Source organism: Streptomyces sp. NPDC030995 (assembly GCF_055571215.1).
Map to the genome: position 1 here is coordinate 185,300 of NZ_JBVIFS010000006.1, position 14,910 is coordinate 200,209.

General features: G+C 69.9%; 13 protein-coding genes. 4 read left to right on the forward strand and 9 right to left on the reverse strand.

The annotated features are described in order from the left end of the window. Nucleotides 1-74 precede the first annotated feature (74 nt). The 8 genes from ACZ45T_RS12845 to ACZ45T_RS12880 all read right to left on the reverse strand — a co-directional run bounded on the left by ACZ45T_RS12845 (nucleotide 75) and on the right by ACZ45T_RS12880 (nucleotide 7,909). Nucleotides 75-644, reverse strand: coding sequence for a nitroreductase family protein (locus tag ACZ45T_RS12845; RefSeq protein ID WP_468440400.1), 570 nt, complete (start codon nucleotides 642-644; stop codon nucleotides 75-77). Next, nucleotides 641-1,951, reverse strand: coding sequence for a cation:proton antiporter (locus ACZ45T_RS12850; protein ID WP_468440402.1), 1,311 nt, complete (start codon nucleotides 1,949-1,951; stop codon nucleotides 641-643). Before ACZ45T_RS12850 ends, ACZ45T_RS12845 begins: the two co-directional genes overlap by 4 nt. A gap of 66 nt (nucleotides 1,952-2,017) precedes the next feature. Then, on the reverse strand, nucleotides 2,018-2,884 hold the full coding sequence (locus ACZ45T_RS12855; RefSeq protein WP_468440404.1) for a dimethylarginine dimethylaminohydrolase family protein: 867 nt from the start codon (nucleotides 2,882-2,884) through the stop codon (nucleotides 2,018-2,020). Between the two features lie 114 nt (nucleotides 2,885-2,998). Continuing rightward, complete coding sequence (locus ACZ45T_RS12860) at nucleotides 2,999-3,433, reverse strand: GFA family protein (RefSeq protein ID WP_468440406.1); 435 nt, start codon at nucleotides 3,431-3,433, stop codon at nucleotides 2,999-3,001. After that, nucleotides 3,433-4,263 (reverse strand): DUF3865 domain-containing protein, encoded by an 831-nt coding sequence (locus ACZ45T_RS12865; RefSeq protein WP_468440408.1) that lies wholly within the window; start codon nucleotides 4,261-4,263, stop codon nucleotides 3,433-3,435. The genes ACZ45T_RS12860 and ACZ45T_RS12865 overlap by 1 nt, the downstream gene beginning before the upstream one ends. Continuing rightward, nucleotides 4,260-5,549, reverse strand: coding sequence for a hypothetical protein (locus ACZ45T_RS12870; protein ID WP_468440410.1), 1,290 nt, complete (start codon nucleotides 5,547-5,549; stop codon nucleotides 4,260-4,262). The genes ACZ45T_RS12865 and ACZ45T_RS12870 overlap by 4 nt, the downstream gene beginning before the upstream one ends. 72 nt (nucleotides 5,550-5,621) lie before the next feature. Beyond that, nucleotides 5,622-6,731, reverse strand: coding sequence for an inosamine-phosphate amidinotransferase 1 (locus ACZ45T_RS12875; RefSeq protein ID WP_468440412.1), 1,110 nt, complete (start codon nucleotides 6,729-6,731; stop codon nucleotides 5,622-5,624). Between the two features lie 116 nt (nucleotides 6,732-6,847). Beyond that, the gene (locus tag ACZ45T_RS12880; protein ID WP_468440414.1) at nucleotides 6,848-7,909 is read right to left on the reverse strand and encodes a fatty acid desaturase family protein; all 1,062 of its coding nucleotides are present in this window, start codon (nucleotides 7,907-7,909) and stop codon (nucleotides 6,848-6,850) included. 822 nt (nucleotides 7,910-8,731) lie between these two features. Here ACZ45T_RS12880 and ACZ45T_RS12885 point away from each other — a divergent pair. From ACZ45T_RS12885 to ACZ45T_RS12895, 3 genes are all read left to right on the forward strand, one after another. Further along, nucleotides 8,732-9,613, forward strand: coding sequence for an amino acid--tRNA ligase-related protein (locus ACZ45T_RS12885; RefSeq protein WP_468440416.1), 882 nt, complete (start codon nucleotides 8,732-8,734; stop codon nucleotides 9,611-9,613). Between the two features lie 34 nt (nucleotides 9,614-9,647). Then, nucleotides 9,648-10,490 carry a TauD/TfdA dioxygenase family protein gene (locus ACZ45T_RS12890; RefSeq protein WP_468440418.1) on the forward strand — a complete coding sequence of 281 codons (843 nt, stop codon included), beginning with the start codon at nucleotides 9,648-9,650 and terminating at the stop codon, nucleotides 10,488-10,490. A gap of 81 nt (nucleotides 10,491-10,571) precedes the next feature. Then, nucleotides 10,572-11,699 (forward strand): hypothetical protein, encoded by a 1,128-nt coding sequence (locus ACZ45T_RS12895; RefSeq protein ID WP_468440420.1) that lies wholly within the window; start codon nucleotides 10,572-10,574, stop codon nucleotides 11,697-11,699. Between the two features lie 288 nt (nucleotides 11,700-11,987). Here the strand turns inward: ACZ45T_RS12895 and ACZ45T_RS12900 are convergent, their stop codons facing one another. After that, complete coding sequence (locus tag ACZ45T_RS12900) at nucleotides 11,988-12,548, reverse strand: NUDIX hydrolase (protein ID WP_468440422.1); 561 nt, start codon at nucleotides 12,546-12,548, stop codon at nucleotides 11,988-11,990. A gap of 368 nt (nucleotides 12,549-12,916) precedes the next feature. On the opposite strand from ACZ45T_RS12900, the gene ACZ45T_RS12905 reads away from it, so the two are divergent. Next, nucleotides 12,917-14,806 carry an ATP-binding cassette domain-containing protein gene (locus tag ACZ45T_RS12905; RefSeq protein WP_468440424.1) on the forward strand — a complete coding sequence of 630 codons (1,890 nt, stop codon included), beginning with the start codon at nucleotides 12,917-12,919 and terminating at the stop codon, nucleotides 14,804-14,806. Nucleotides 14,807-14,910: the final 104 nt, after the last annotated feature.

Here is a 14,910-nt window from a genome sequence, read left to right on the forward strand (position 1 = left end):
CTCGGTGAGGTGGGATCGCGGTGCGGATGCGGCCGGAACGCGGGCAGGAGGGTCGGGCCGGCGGGGCGGGCCGTTCACCGGTTGTCGTCTGTGTACTCCCAGCTGATCTTGGTGCGGACGTCAGGGAGTGAGCACGCCCGGGCGGCGTCAGGCTGTAGGGGCGTTCCGATGTAGAGCCAGCCCAGGAGCTGCTCGCCGTAGTCGAGGCCGAGGTATTTGCGGACCTGGGGTGCTTCGATCGCGGAGCCGGTGCGCCAGATCGAGCCCCAGCCGCGACTGTGCAGGAGCAGCGAGAAGGTGGTGATCACGGCGGTAGTGGCGGCCAGTTGCTCCCACGGGGGTACGCGCGGGTGGTCGGGCGCGGGGCAGTGAACGATGGTGAGGAGCAGTGGGGCGCGCAGCGTCTTGGTGGAGGCGCGGTGGGCGTGTTCGGGGGGCGTGGCTTCACCGAGTGCCTCGCCGAGGCGGGCACGTTCGTCCCCGGTTACGGGGATCAGCCGCCAGGGCCTGATCCGGCCGTGGTCGGGTGCGGTGGCCGCGGCCTGGACGAGGTCTTCGAGTTCTGTGCGGGTGGGGGCGGGTGCGGTCAGATGGAGGATGCTCCGCCGGGTCAGTACTGCGTCGAGGACCGGGTCCGGGTTCATCCGGCGGCCTCCCGCGCTTTGTCATCTGCGGGGGCCGGCTCGGGCGCCAGTGGGGACTTTCGGGGGGCGTGGCCGGTAAGGCGGCGCAGGATCGGGGCGGTGGCCGCGGTGGTGGCGACGGCCATGATGACCAGGAGGGTGAAGAGCTCATCGGAGATGACGCCGAGTTGGCGGCCGATGCCCAGTACGACGAGTTCGGTCAGGCCGCGGCAGTTCATCAGCGTGCCCACGGCGGCCGACCACCGCCAGTCGGCTCCCGTGAGCCGTGCTGCGCCCGCCGCTCCGCCCCACTTGCCGAGGACGGCGACCGCCAGGATCGCCGCGCCCCAGCCCCACTCGCCAGCCGGGAGCGTGGAGAAGTTGGTGTGCAGGCCGGTGTCGACGAAGAAGAACGGGAGCAGTAGCGGCAGGAATACCGCGCGCTGGCGCGCGGCGCCGCGTTCGACGGCGGGCAGGCCCCGGGGCGCGACGGCGCCGAAGAGGAAGGCGCCGACCGCCGGGTGGACGCCGATGCGGTCGGTGGCGTACGCGGTCAGGCACAGGCCAGCGAATAGGGCCGCGAGCACCAGGTCGTCGGAGGTGCGCCCGGCCCGGGTGAGGACCGCGGCGAGCGCCGGGCGCAGGAGGGTGAGGGCGAGGGCCAGGGCTGCGGCCAGAGCGAGGGTGGTCAGGGCGGCCGTCGGTGTCCCGGAGGTACTCAGGGAGATGACGGCGGTGAGCAGGCACCAGGCCAGGGCGTCGTCGACGGCGGCGCAGGCCATGGCGAAGGCGCCCAAGGGGGTGGCTTCCAGGCCGAGGTCGGCGAGGATCCGCGCGAGGACGGGGAACGCGGTGATGGCGAGTGCGACGGCGACGAACAGGGTGAACGGGAGCCGGTCCACGCCGGGCGGCGCCAGGTGGGGGTACATGGCGGTGGCGAGTGCGCTGCCCAGGGCGAGGGGCAGCAGGAGGCCGCCCAGGCTGACGGATATGACGGAGCGGCGCTTGGTGCGCAGCGAGCGGAGGTCGAGCTCGAGGCCGATCAGGAACAGGAAGGCGAGCAGGGCAAGGCTGCCGAGAGCGGAGGTGACGGGGAGGAGCGACGGCGGGAGGAGGTGCTGCTGGATGCCGGGGGCGAGCCAGCCGAGCAGGGAAGGGCCGATCAGGATCCCGGCGAGGATCTCGCCGATGACGGGCGGCTGTCCGATGTAGCGGACGGCCCGGCCGGCGGCCTGGCAGGCGAGCACCACGGCGGGGACGGCCACGAGCAGGGACACCAGCGGGTCGGACACGGAGAGCTCCAGAGTTCCGGGGGCATGAGTGCTCATCGGCCCGGCACAGGTCGTGGGCGCGAGTGGCCTGCCGGTGCCGGGCGCGGTGAGGGCCGGGGCGGGTCAGTCGCGGATGAGCGGGAGGGTGGTGCAGCGCAGGGATCCGGGGATCCGGGTGACTTCGGAGTAGTCGACGGTAAGGACCTCGATGCCGCGCGCGGACAGCTGCGCGGTGATGCGGTCGCTGCCGACCGCGACTACGACCGTTCCCGGGGCGACGGCGAGGACGTTCGCCTGGACGGCCAGGGCCTGGGTGTCACTCACGTCGATCAGGTCGAAGTGCTGCTCGATCCAGGCAAGTTCTGCGGGCGGGAACACGGTGCGGTGGATGAGCGCGGTGCCGGGGGCGACGATGTTGAAGTGGTCGTCGAGGTGCACGATCCCGGGAACGCTGAAAGAGAGCGTTCTGACCTCCCGGGCAACGCCGCCGGCGGTCAGGGCCCGCTGCAGCGCTCGGGCGCCCGCAGGAGAGGTCTCCTCGCTGAGGCCGACCAGCACGGTTCCGGCGTGGAGTGCGACGTCGCCGCCTTCGATGGTCCCCTCAGGCAGGTGGACGACATGGGGGCTGCCGGGGAAGAGCCGGGTGAGTGCATCGGTCTCGGACCGACGGTGCGCGGAGTTGAGCCGGGCGAGGACGAGAGTGTGGTCGATGACGAAGCCGAGGTCGCGCGGGTAGTGCTGTGCCGTGCAGCCCGGCGCGTCCTCAAGGAGGATCACTTCGGTGCCGCGGTCGCGCAGCAGGTGGATCAGGGCGTCCTGCTGGGCGCGGACCCTCTTCGGCTGGTAGTCGCTCCAGGTGCTGGTGGTCTGCTGGCGGTCGAAGACGGGGTCGGTGTGAGGGTCGGTGAGGTCGCGGACGTGGTCGCCGGCGTGGCGCATGGCGACGGTGCGGAGGGTTCCGTATTCGGTGGTGGCCTGGGGTATGAGCACGGCGGTTCTCCTGGGCTGGGCGGTTCGGGCGGCAGGGCCGCAGCGGCACGCGGTGCCCGGGCAGGGCCTGGGTATCCGAACGGTCAGGACTGTCGGACACCCAGGCCCCGTGTGTCAGCCGGTCGTGCTGGCTTGGGCGTTCGACACCTGGGACAGCCAGTGCACGGCGGTCTCTCGGAAGGACTGGTTGACGGGGACGAGGTCGGCGCCGGTGGTGTTGTCGAGGGTGGTGACGTTGATGCCGAGGTCGGGGATGTTGCTGTCGATCGCGGCGATGCGGGTTCCGCAGTCGGGGCAGAATCCGCGCTTGGCCTCCCCCTTGAAGGTTTCGAACCAGCGGATCTTGTCCCAGCCGGACCAGGTGATCTGGTCGTGGGGGAAGCCGGCCCACCACATCATCGGTCCGCCGCCGAGCTTCTGGCAGTCCGGGCAACTACATGTGTGGGGGTAGTCCGCCGGGCCCGTGACGGTGAAGCGGATCAGGCCGCAGCGGCAGCCTCCAGTCCGCACGATCCGCCCTTCGGTATCCTCGGCGGGAGTGGCGTTCATCAGGTGATGTCCTTTGCGCGGTCGGCCAGTTGGGCCCACCACTGTGCCATTCCCTTGAGGATCTCCAGGAAGCCGGTCAGCGCCTGGGCCAGGTCCAGGTGGAAGAGTTCACTCTTCCGAAGGAAGTAGGCCAGGCCCTCCACGTGCGCGGCCTCCACGCTCAGTCCCCCGACCTGCGCCGCCTCGTGGCCGTCGTCGAGGTGGAGGCGGTAGTAGAAGTCGAGCTTCTCCAGCTTGCTGCCGCTCACGCCGGCCGTCAGCTCGCCGTACCGGTCAGTGACCTCCCGCAGGATCTCCGTCTCGGCGATGGCGACGCCCTCGGTGGCGTAGTAGCCGCCGGCGATCGCGCTCGCCTGATGCGAGTTGACCATCCGCTCATGCAGGGACATCAGCATCAGCGTCTCGGGCTCGGGGACGTGGCCGACGACGAGGAGGTCCAGGTCGCTCAGGAGCGCGGCGGAGTACAGGACGTAGTGCGCGGGTACCTTGCCGGGCTCGCCGCCTTCCTCCAGGAAGTTGCGGTAGAGCTCGTGCGCGAGCGCGGGGCAATAGCCCGCGACGGACGCGGTGGCCTGGCGGAGGTAGGCAGCGTTGTAGCGAGCGAAGACGGACAGCTCCGCGATGTACATCCGGGCCTGCGCCGCGGTGAGCTGTCCGGGGGCGACGAGGTCGCGGATCTGCCCGTACACGGTGTCGATCATCGGCTTGAGGTGCCTGTCGACGAGCACGGTGCCGTCGGTGAGAGTGCCCTGCAGGGTCCGGGCGATCGCGATCCGGGTCTCGGGGTTGGCCTTGAGGTAGGCGTCGACGAGGGAAGTGCCGGTGCTCATGCGTGTGCCTCCGGGGCGTTCGGGCCGGTGATGACGTGGATGCCGCCCGTGGCGCCGAGCGCGGCGAGGGTTTCGCGCACGGCGTCGTCGTCGGGGAGGGCGGTAGGCGTGTTCGTGTTGAGGGCGCCGACCAGGGCCTCGGTCAGGGGGGTGGTGTCGCAGGTGACGGCGACGCCACGCAGGTATGCCTGCTGGGAGCCGGTGATCCGCAGCTGGTAGGGGGCGGGGATGGTCACCGTCGCGCCGGGCCGCAGCTGGGCGACGTCGAACGCGGCGGCCGCTTCCATGCGGCCGAGGTCACTGGCGACCTTCTCCCAGCCTCCGTTGCTCTCCAGCTCCATCCAGCGACCTTCCACGTGCTGGGCGACCGTCTGCTCGAGCTGGTCGCCGGCGGCGGCAAGAGCGGTGCGGGCCCGCTCGGTTAGGCGGGCGGCGGCCGGTGCACTGCCCGCGGCGGCGGCGTGCAGGGGCGACTGCGTGCCCATGGGGTTGTCGGGGTCCTCGCCGAGCACCCGCTCCAGCAGTTCGGGAAGGACGGACAGGCGCAGGATGCGGTCGTCGGGGTAGGTGTACAGACTGACGGCCACCGAGACGCTGAAGTCTTTCTGCCGGCCGACGTGGAAGACCCGCTTGGGCAGGAAGAGCGCGTCGCCGGGTTTCATGACGAAGCGCTGACCGTGCGGCAGGAGCCACTGGTAGTCCCCGAACAGGGGGGCCGTGCTGCCGGTGAGGCGTACGTAGTCCTCCTGCGACCAGCAGTAGAAGTCCTTCACGCCCGGACCCAGGTGGCACAGGAATGCGTCCTCGGCGCCCTCGTGGACCCCGAAGGCGGTCCCGGAGTAGTTTCCGGCGAACGCGACCTGCTCGGCGCCGCCGATGGGCACGCCCCAGCCCTCGTAGAGGGAGCGCAGGAACTCGCCGAGACCGGCGGCCAGCTGGGGGGAGGCGGTCTCGAGGTTGTTGAGGACGAGACTGAAGCGCTTGGCGCCGACGAGGGACTGCATCCACGGCACGAACTCGCCGTCGTCCCAGCCGTCCTTGGCCAGGACGGTCTCGATGAGCTCGTCGTGCCGGTCCTCGCCGACGTACACGCGGGCCCGCGCGGCGTGCTGCGTTCCGGCGGCGTGTGCGCGGCGCAGCGACTCCAGGCCGGCCAGGGCGTCCTGGGGGCTGGCGGCGGAGGACGGGATGATCCCCTTGAACAGGTACGCGGTGGTCCGGTTGTTGGTCGCTTCGGGAAACTCCCGGCTCCAGAACGCGCGGGAGGGAGGCCAGAGGGTGTTCACGCGATCTCCTGACGGTCAGCGCTGCGGGGGTGCAGCCGGCGAACGGGAAGGTGCCGCCCGAGGGCGGGAGCGCTAGCACAGGTAGTCCTCGCGGCCGCCGGAGCGGACCGTGTCGAGGGTGAAGCAGTGGAAGCCGCCGCCCGCGAGCCGCCGGTGGCGGTGTTCCACGGGGACGACGGTGAAGCGGCGGCCCTCCAAGACCTGGATCAGCTCCGGGTAGTGGGAGTTGACGGCGACCGTGCTCTCGTCGATCGACAAGACGTTCATGTCGATGTAGCGGCTGGCGATGTTGAAGCCGAAGGCGCTGTAGTCGGGGAACGCGGACTCGTTCATCTCCGGCGGGTAGATGACGTCCCACGCCTGCATGGCCTTGGGTAGGTAGGACAGGTACTGCGGGGCGCGCAGGAGCATCAGGCCGGGCCGCAGCGGTACGACGACGCTGTCGATGTGGGAGTCGGCGATCCCGTCCAGGAGGTGGAAGCGCAGTCCGGGGATGACCTCGCGCAGCCAGCGCAGGGCCAGCATGTGGTTGGTGTTAGCGGCGTTGACCAGGACGTCTGCGCCCAGGCGCATGCACTGCGCACCGTCGAAGATCATCTCCAGGTCGAGGCCGTCGATGGGCAGGGCCGTGTCGGCGTCCATGACGGCCGAGACGTCGATGCCCTGCTGGTCGAAGTAGGCGGTGTCCAGGGAGCCGCGGGCCAGCGCGGGCCGCGGCATGCTCACCCACCGCGCCCCGGCCTTGTAGTACCGCTGGAAGATGGTCTTGAGCTGGTCGTTCTCGAAGATCCGGGCGCGGACGTGCGGGGCGGTCTCGACGATGGTGTCGCCGAGGATGATCGTGTTGTCCCGTACGTTGAGGGCCGGGGTGGCCCGCGCGTCCCAGTAGGGCGAGCGGATGTCGGTGTCCTTGCCCGGGGCGGAGGGCCGGTGGACGGTGACGCCGCAGGCGGCCAGGGCCGCGGCCAGGCCCTCGACGTCCTCGTTGAGCTCTTCGACGTACTGCTGCGGGATCGGGAGGAGCGTCTGGCCGGCCGCGGTGTCGGCCGCGACGTTGTCGTAGTAGAACAGCTTGAAGGAGGTGTCGACGTGGTGCGCGTTGTAGTGGTCGGCGCGACCGACGACGACCTCGCGGAGCGTGCTCCACTCGTCGAAGCTGTTTACAGGCAGGGCAGTGGTCATGGCGGGCCGCCTCCTTGGCGGCATCTGCCGAGCAGGTCGGCAGCCGGGGCAGGCGCGTGCAGGCGGTCGCCCGCAGCGGCTCGGACGGTGAGTCGGACAGGGGTCCTGCGCGGAGGCTAGGCGGCGTCGGCCGTGGCCGGGCGGACGGGAGCGGCGGGGAGGCGCGCGATGATGTCCTCGATCACGCACCGCTGATCGGGGGTCGAGCGGCGTCGGAAGAAGAAGCCGCTACACCAGGGGATTTCGGGCCACCGGTCCAGGTCGCGGCGCACCATGGCCGTAGCCTCGGGCAGTCGGCGGAAGGGAATCTGCGGGCACAGGTGGTGGATCGGGTGGTTCATATCGTCGAGGTGCCCGCCGAGCAGGTGGCGGGTGAGCCAGTGCGAGGACCAGCCGCGGGTCTGCAGCAGCAGGTCCTGGTTCTCGATCAGCCCCGCGTGGTTGCCGAGGTCGGTGATCCAGGTGACGGCCGGGCGGACCAGGACCAGCGGGACCAGCCAGTACAGGAGAAACGGGCCCACCGCGTCCAAGGACCAGCACAGGATGAGGGCGGCGCCCCACAACAGGCCTCGGGCAGCCGGGGCCCTCCCGCTCTCCTCCGGCGCCTTCGTCACCAGGGCGCGCACCGCGCTCTTCGGCAGGCGGAAGACGGCATTGCGGACGATGACCTTGAGCACGAAATCCCGGCGGGTGGGCTCCGGCCCGGCCCGGCGGATGTCGCCGGCCAGATACGACTGGAACATGGGGTCGCGGGCTGATCCGAGCTCGGCGTGGTGGATGGCGTGGGTGATCTTGTAGGGCAAGAAGCCGTCACCGAGCAGGGCGGTCAGGGTGTAGCCGATCCAACGGTTCGCCCGCCGACCGGCCGCCAGCTTTCCGTGAACGCACTCGTGGGCCAGGTTCGACAGATGCCGCTGCCGTACGCCGATGTAGCAGACGGCCAACGCCGGTGCGATCCCGTGTCCGAGCCAGGCGCCGAGCACGGCGGCCAGGGCGATGGAGGTGACGTCGACCAGGACGTCGAAGAGCCCGACCGTCGGGCGGCCGCACAGGCCCTCCAGGTCCGCGATCAGTTCTCGTCCCAGCACCTGGCGGGCCGACCCCGACGCTCCGGTGCCGTAGCGGGTGCGGCGTGGGGGCGCCGGGGTGCGTGCTGCCCGCGCAGCTCGGCTGCTCATCCGATTCCTCCTGGCAGGGTCTGATGCTCTATCCGGTCCGGCACCCGGGGGTTCGGCAGCGCCGCGGCGCTGCCGAACCCCCGGGGCCGTCCCCTCATCCGGTGCCGGGCCCCGGAAGGGCCACGCCGTCAGGCGCGCCCGCCCCAGGCCAGGCTTCAGGAAAGAAGGGGGTGGAGGTGTTGCTGATCAGGCGGCGTCCGGGCGGACCCCCGTCTTGAGGGCCGCGTCCGGGCGGACACCGGTCTTCAGCGGGGCGTCGGGGCGGACACCGGTCTTCAGTTCGACGTTCATGACTCTCCCTTCAGGGCACAGGCGTGCCCTGGGTTCCGTGGTGATCGGGTGGGATCCGTGCACTACGGACCGCAGGTGGATCCCTGGAGGTCCTCGGCACGGGACAGCACGCGGAGGGGGTGCGTTCACGCAGAGAGCTGGGGCGTAGAGGGCAGGCCCACTCGTACAGGCCGCACTCACAGCCCGGAGCGGTCCATGTGACCGCGGTTCCCGCCGGGCGCCGAGCCATCAAACTAGGGCGGCCCTGTCCGGCCCGGCAACACTTCGCGGTGTCGCGCCGGACGCACGGCTGTCGCATCGAGTGCATCGGGGTGTCGCACGGGTGTTGCACGGACAGCCCCTGCGACCAGCCCACGCAACACCGCCGGTCCAGCCGCGTGCCGGTCGAGGCGGATCCAGACCGCCCGGCGCCAATTTCGCGGGGTTCTGCGCGACGCGGCAGCGCACTAGCGTGCCGGTGCCGACGACGTGCCGCGGAGCGCACCAACCCGCAGGCGCCGGCCCTACAGCCCTGGGACCAAGGAGTGCTCCGTGTCCGGCAAGATGATCGCTCTCAAGTCAGACGTCCTGTTCAGCCTGCGCAGCACCCTTCACGCTCAGGGCTTCGTCGAAGTCGTCACCCCGACGGTCCGCAAGGCCGACCTCGGTGCCGGGCGCCGCCTTACGGTCGGCCTCGACGAGGGCCGGTTCCTGCGGGCGATGATCGGGCCCGCACTGCGCGTCACCCTCGAACATCACCAGCGGGTCTTCGAGATCGGCCCGTGCTACCGGCCCGAGAAGCCCGACGGGCTCCACGCCAACGAGTTCACGATGCTCGATCTCTATGCCGCCAACCAGGACTTCGAGTTCCTCTTCAACCTGGCGGAGCAGCTGGTCACCCCGCACCTGCGCTACACCCTCCAGCGGGTCTCGGTCGCCGCCCACATCCAAGACCTCTTCGGCATCGACCTGCGCAGCGAACCCCTTGGCGATCTGCCGGCACGGATGGCCAGCCACCTACACCTGCCCGCCCACACGCCCTTCAAGAACGTCCTGGGGCAGTTCGTCGAACGCGAGCTGGAGACGCAGAGCGCGGGGGCCGCGCTCTTCCTCACCGACTACCCGCTCGGCGGAGACGAACCGTGCGCACGCCTCACCCCGGGCACGACCGGCATCCTGAACCGCTTCGAGCTCCTGGTCGACGGCATTGAGGTCATCCACGGCTACGAGGACGAACCCGACGGCCAGGCCTTCATCGAACGCGCCCGCGCCGTGGACCTGTACGACGACGAGCAGGCCCTGGCCCGGGAGGCGATCGACGCCGGGCGGGTCCCCGCCGCGAGCGTCGGCCTCGGAATCGGCATCGAGCGCCTGTGCATGGCTATGGCCGGAGTCAAGGACATCAGCCGCTTCCAGCAGTCCCTCCAGTTCTGAGCCGCCCGCACCCCGCCTGCCCGGAGGACCCGTAATGTTCTCTGCTCTTCGGCCACTGCACGTGGACGGCTTCGGAGCCGTCCTCGACACCGACCTCACCGACCCGCAGACGCTCGGCCTGGCCGCGGACCTGAAGGAGGCCCTGCACCGCCACCGGGTGCTCGTCATCCCCGGCCAGCACCTGAACCACGCCGACCTCCTGACCACCGCCGCCTGCTTCGGCGAGGTCGACACCGACGTCGACCGCCGCTACGCCGTCGGCGGCTTCCCGGGCCTGACCACGATCAGCAACATCCTCGAGGACGGGCACCGCGTCGGGGTCTACGACGGCGACCACGAAGAGGAGTGGCACGCCGATAACTGCTTCAAGCCCAACCTGACCGGGGTGACCCTGCTGTACTCGGTTATCGCCCCGAACCAGGGCGGGCAGACCCGGATCGCCGACGCCACCGCCGCCTACGCAGCCCTGCCCGCAGACCTGCGGCAACGCATCGAGAATCTGCGCGCAGTCCACTCCATCCAGCACCTCGCCACCCTCCAGAACCAGGCCGGCGGCCAGTCTTCGGTGGCCGCCGGCACCCTGGCCCGCCATCCCGAAGTCGAGCACCCCCTCGTCCTCACCCATCCCGCGACCCAGGCCCGCTCGCTGCTGCTGGGCTCCATGGCCGTCCGCCACGTCGTCGGCCTCACCCCCCAGGAGTCCAGCAGCCTGCTGGCCGAACTCCTCGTACACGTGACCAGCCCCCGGTACGTCTACTCCCACCGATGGAAGGCCGGCGACCTCCTGGTCTGGGACAACCGGGCCGTCCTCCACACCGCCTCGCCCTGCGACAGCTCCCGAAACCAGCGGCTTCTCTACCGCGCAGCTGTCCGGTAAGAACGGCCGGCCCGGCCACCACGACACGGCCCACGGCCAGAACCCGCATCCCGGTCCGCCCCTGGTCACTAGGGTCTGCGCATGACTGAGAAGGTCCCCCTGAAGGAAGCCGCGATCAACGCGGAACGCGTCACCCGAATCGGCCACGAAATCCAGGCGGTGTGCCCTGCTTTCGACGCTGACCAGTTCGCGCGCGAGGTGATCGCGGACCTCCCGCCGCTGGCGCTCAAGGCACGGATCGCGCGTACCAGCGCCGGCCTGCACAAGCACCTGCCCCTATCCGGAGCACAGGCGCTCGACGTCCTGCTCCGGTCAATGCCCGCTACTCCGGAAGAGGCGGGCGTCACCTCGGACTTCGGCCTGCACCTCTACTCCCCGCACTCCGACTACGTCGCCCGGTACTGCCGCACCCGCGACAACCTCACCAGCTCGCTGGACGCCCTCACACGGATGACCTCCTACTTCACCGCGGAGGATGCTGTCCGGTACTTCATCGCCGACTTCCCCCAGGAGACGATGGCGGCTGTCAACAGCTGGGCGCAGCATCCTGATCACCGGGTCCGCCGGCTGGCCAGCGAGTCCACCCGCCCCACCCTCCCGTGGTCCATCCGCATCCCTCTCGCGATCGACGCAGCCGTGCCCGTCCTCGACCAGCTGCACACCGATCCCAGCCGGTACGTGACCCGCTCCGTCGCCAACCACCTCCACGACATCAGCTCCGAGCGCCCCGACATCGTCCTTGCGACACTGCAGCGCTGGAAGGACGCCGGGCGCGCTTCCGGCAAGGAGTTCGAGTTCATCGCCCGCGAAGCCCTCAGGACCCTGCTGAAGACCGGGGACACCGCCGCCTACGAGTTCCTCGGATACCCGGCCGAGCCGCCCATCACCCTGCCCTCCCTCCGCCTGAAGCGGCATGAGCTACGCGAAGGCGAGATCTTGGCCTTCACCGCGGAACTGTCCGCCACCGCGCCGGCGAAGCTCCGCGTGAGCTACGTCATCTCCTCCACCACCCTGACCGGAAGCCAGAGGCAGAAGGTGTACTTCCTCAAGGACATCAAGGCCGATACCGGACAGTCCCTGAACCTGGCAAAGGCCCACTCCCTGCGGACCACCGCGACCACGACGATCCGCCCTGGCGCCTACACCCTCACCCTCCAGGTCAACGGACGCCGCTTCGCCCCCAACGCATTTCAGGTCGTCGCACCCTGACACCCGCCGTCTCCGTTCGGGCCGTAGCCGCGGCCCGGACGGCCTTGCACTCACCGCCACCGAGCAGCTCAACACCAACGCACAGAGGGCGGCCTGGCCATCCACCCAAGTCGCAAAGGCGTCCGCCCAGCCCAGATCCGCTCACGTCTCGGTGAGCTGGCGCGTGATCGTCGCCAAGGTCAAGGAGGAACCGCATTGACGGCGAATCGCTTCACCCCGGAACCTCGTTCGATCGCGTTCTTCCCGCAGGTCGGCCGACGACTGCTGGGGCTGCCGACGTCGGAGGAGTTACTGGAGCCTGGCCGACGTGGTGACCGCTCTCGCGATCCGGGGTCCGACCAAGCGCTCTGCCAGATCCAGCGGGTACCAGGCGGCACCGGCCACTTCGGACTCCTGGATACGTCCGACCTCGGCGTCAGCCGTCGCGAAGGCATAGCCGATGTCCAGGTGGTAATGCTCCGGCTCATCCTTCTCGGGCCTCGCCGGCACCTGGCCGAACTCGACATAGGCGGGGTACTTCGAGACGGGGACGACCTGCCCGGGGTCGATGCCGGTCTCCTCCGACAGCTCCCGCAGAGCCGCGCCAAGCAGCGTGGCATCGGTCGGTTCAAGATGACCGCCTGGCTGCAAAGTGAGCCCGTACGCGAGGTGTTCGATCAGCAGGACCTCGGCGCCACCCCGGACCAGCAGCGCGCCAGCGGTCACGTGCATCGGGAAGGTCCGCCTCGAGGCAAATTTTTGGCCTTCGCCCAGGAGGCACAGCGGCTCGGCCAGCTGTCCGGCCTCATGCGGGTAGCGCTCCAAGTAGGCGGTGAGCACCCCCGCGATTTCGGAATCAGCGATCGCCAAGGGTCATCGCCCCCCTTTCGGCCCGAAGGGGGGTTCCGCCGAGATCGGCCGCTCGAAGGCGGCTACCGAGCATGTGCACAGTCAGCTCCACAAGGGTGCGTGGCGTACGAGAAGCCCCGCACTCTACAAGTCCGCCCAGCCCGATGCGCATCAACGCGCTCGTTGCCGTGCGGCGCTTGGGAACCTCGGCGATTCGGCCAACCTCCTTTTGTGGCAGCGCCGTTGTGGGAGACGGGTCGGTGTAGTTCCCACGGTCCCTCGCACGCTCTATCCCGGGACTTCAGGGCCGACCGAAAAACGTGTGTTCGAAAAATTGGGGCTGTCGTTGAGCTCACGACAGCGTCCGAACGGCGATCCAGGGGGACCCGATGACCGCATCCGAAGCGCCCAGCAAACCGACCGGTGCTCCGCCTCCGCCACCTCCGGCGGAGATCACCTACAGCGGGCAGTACTCCGTCAATCCGCTCGCCGAAGTCTCCTTCCGGAAGATGTGCGCCACGCTCCCCTCCGTCCTGGCCCGGATCGGCCGCTTGTCGTGGCAGACCGACCGGCAGGCCGTCCGGCTCCTGATCGGGTGCCAGGTCGTCACGGGCGTATCGGCTGCGGTGCTGCTGGCCGCCACGGCCCGCGCGATGGGGCCCGTACTCGGCGCCGGGAGTGCCGGTGACCGTCTTCACGGGGCGTTGCCCGCGCTGCTCGTGGTCGCGCTCGCCGCCACGATGAACCGCGTCGCGGGGGCCGTGGCCACGTACGCCGCCCGCCGGATCACGCCGCTGCTGACCTCGGAGACGGACAGCGCCCTGGTCGAGGCGGTCTGCCGAGTCGAGGCCGCGGCCTACGCGGGGGACGGCTTCTCCGACCGGCAGGAGGCGGCCGAGATGGGGGTGGTCCGCACCCACGTGATGGTCACCGACGCCCAGCGCTTCATGTCCTCGCTGATCCGCCTGGTCACCGCCGGCAGCGTCCTGTCGGTGCTCAACGTCATGATGTTGCCCCTGCTACTCCTGGCCGTGCTGCCGGCCGGTATCGGCGCCGTCCTGACCGCCCGCGTCGACTACGAGATCCACTACTCCAACATCTCCGACAGGAACGTGCGCGGGATGATGCGCTGGTGGGCCACCGCATCCCAGTACGGCGACGAAGTCCGTGCCAACTCGATGACCGACTATCTCGTCTACTGGTACCGGGCCCTGTCCGACCGGTGTGACCGGCGGAACCTGGCCGCCGCACCGCGGACCCTGCGGATCTCCCTGGTCTCCGCGCTGGCCGGCGGCGTCTTCCTCCTCGCGACCTGGGGAGCGCTCGCCTGGCTCGCCGTGACCGGCCGGATCGAACCCGCCATCGCCGCCACGGCCGTCATCGCCGTCCAGACCGCGCTCGCCGCCCTCTCCCAGGTCATCATCAACGGCGCCGCGATCTTCCACACCAGCCTGTACCTCACCGACATGCAGTCCTTCCTCGACGAAGCCGCCGCCCGCACTCCCCAGCGCGGACCGCATGAGATCACCGGTCCGGTCGAGCAGATCCGTCTCGACGAGGTTGTCTACCAGTACCCGGGCAAGGACAAGCCCGCGGTCGACGGTGTCTCCCTCACCCTGGAGCGCGGCCAGATCCTCGCGATCGTCGGAGCGAACGGCTCCGGGAAGTCGACCTTGCTACGCCTGATCACCGGGGTCTACCTGAGTGACAAGGGCCGGGTCGCCTGGAACGGAAGCGACCTCGCCGACACCGACCCGGGCACCGTCTGGCGCCTCACCGGCCTGGTGCCGCAGGAGTTCGCAAAGTGGCCGTGGCGGGTGCGCGAGAACATCACCCTCGGCCAGCCCCGCACCCACGACGACGGACCCGTGTGGGAGGCCATCGACGCGGTCGGCCTGCGCGAAGCCGTCGAAGACCTCCCCAACGGCCTGGACAGCCTCCAGGCCCGCGACATCTGGGGAGGCGTCGAGTTCTCCGGCGGACAGTGGCAACGCGAAGCATGCGCCCGGGCCCTGTACCGCAAGCCCGACCTGTTGATCTTGGACGAGCCGACTTCTCAGATGGACCCGCGCGGTGAGCACCTGATCTTCGAACAGATCAAGGCCATCGCCGCCGACCGGATCACCATCATGGTCACCCACCGCCTGGAGAACACGCGGATCGCGGATCACATCATCGTGCTGGAAGAGGGCCGGATTTCCGAGCAGGGCCGCTACGACGATCTTGTCCATGGTGGCGGAATCTTCGCTGAACTCCTCGCGCTCTCCCAGGACCGCTGACCGACTTCACCCCGCCCGGCCCACCGTGGGCCGCTGCGGCCGACCCGACAAGGAGAACTCGTTGCTCCCCCACCTCACCACCTCCGGCGGCCCTGCATGCTGCC

What these genes read in the sequence shown, in the direction of transcription:
- ACZ45T_RS12890 (WP_468440418.1), top strand. Translation starts at nt 9,648, where the DNA reads ATGTTCTCTGCTCTTCGGCCACTGCACGTGGACGGCTTCGGAGCCGTC.
- ACZ45T_RS12895 (WP_468440420.1), top strand. Translation starts at nt 10,572, where the DNA reads ATGACTGAGAAGGTCCCCCTGAAGGAAGCCGCGATCAACGCGGAACGC.
- ACZ45T_RS12860 (WP_468440406.1), bottom strand. Translation starts at nt 3,433, where the DNA reads ATGAACGCCACTCCCGCCGAGGATACCGAAGGGCGGATCGTGCGGACT.
- ACZ45T_RS12880 (WP_468440414.1), bottom strand. Translation starts at nt 7,909, where the DNA reads ATGAGCAGCCGAGCTGCGCGGGCAGCACGCACCCCGGCGCCCCCACGC.
- ACZ45T_RS12905 (WP_468440424.1), top strand. Translation starts at nt 12,917, where the DNA reads ATGACCGCATCCGAAGCGCCCAGCAAACCGACCGGTGCTCCGCCTCCG.
- ACZ45T_RS12845 (WP_468440400.1), bottom strand. Translation starts at nt 644, where the DNA reads ATGAACCCGGACCCGGTCCTCGACGCAGTACTGACCCGGCGGAGCATC.
- ACZ45T_RS12875 (WP_468440412.1), bottom strand. Translation starts at nt 6,731, where the DNA reads ATGACCACTGCCCTGCCTGTAAACAGCTTCGACGAGTGGAGCACGCTC.
- ACZ45T_RS12850 (WP_468440402.1), bottom strand. Translation starts at nt 1,951, where the DNA reads ATGAGCACTCATGCCCCCGGAACTCTGGAGCTCTCCGTGTCCGACCCG.
- ACZ45T_RS12865 (WP_468440408.1), bottom strand. Translation starts at nt 4,263, where the DNA reads ATGAGCACCGGCACTTCCCTCGTCGACGCCTACCTCAAGGCCAACCCC.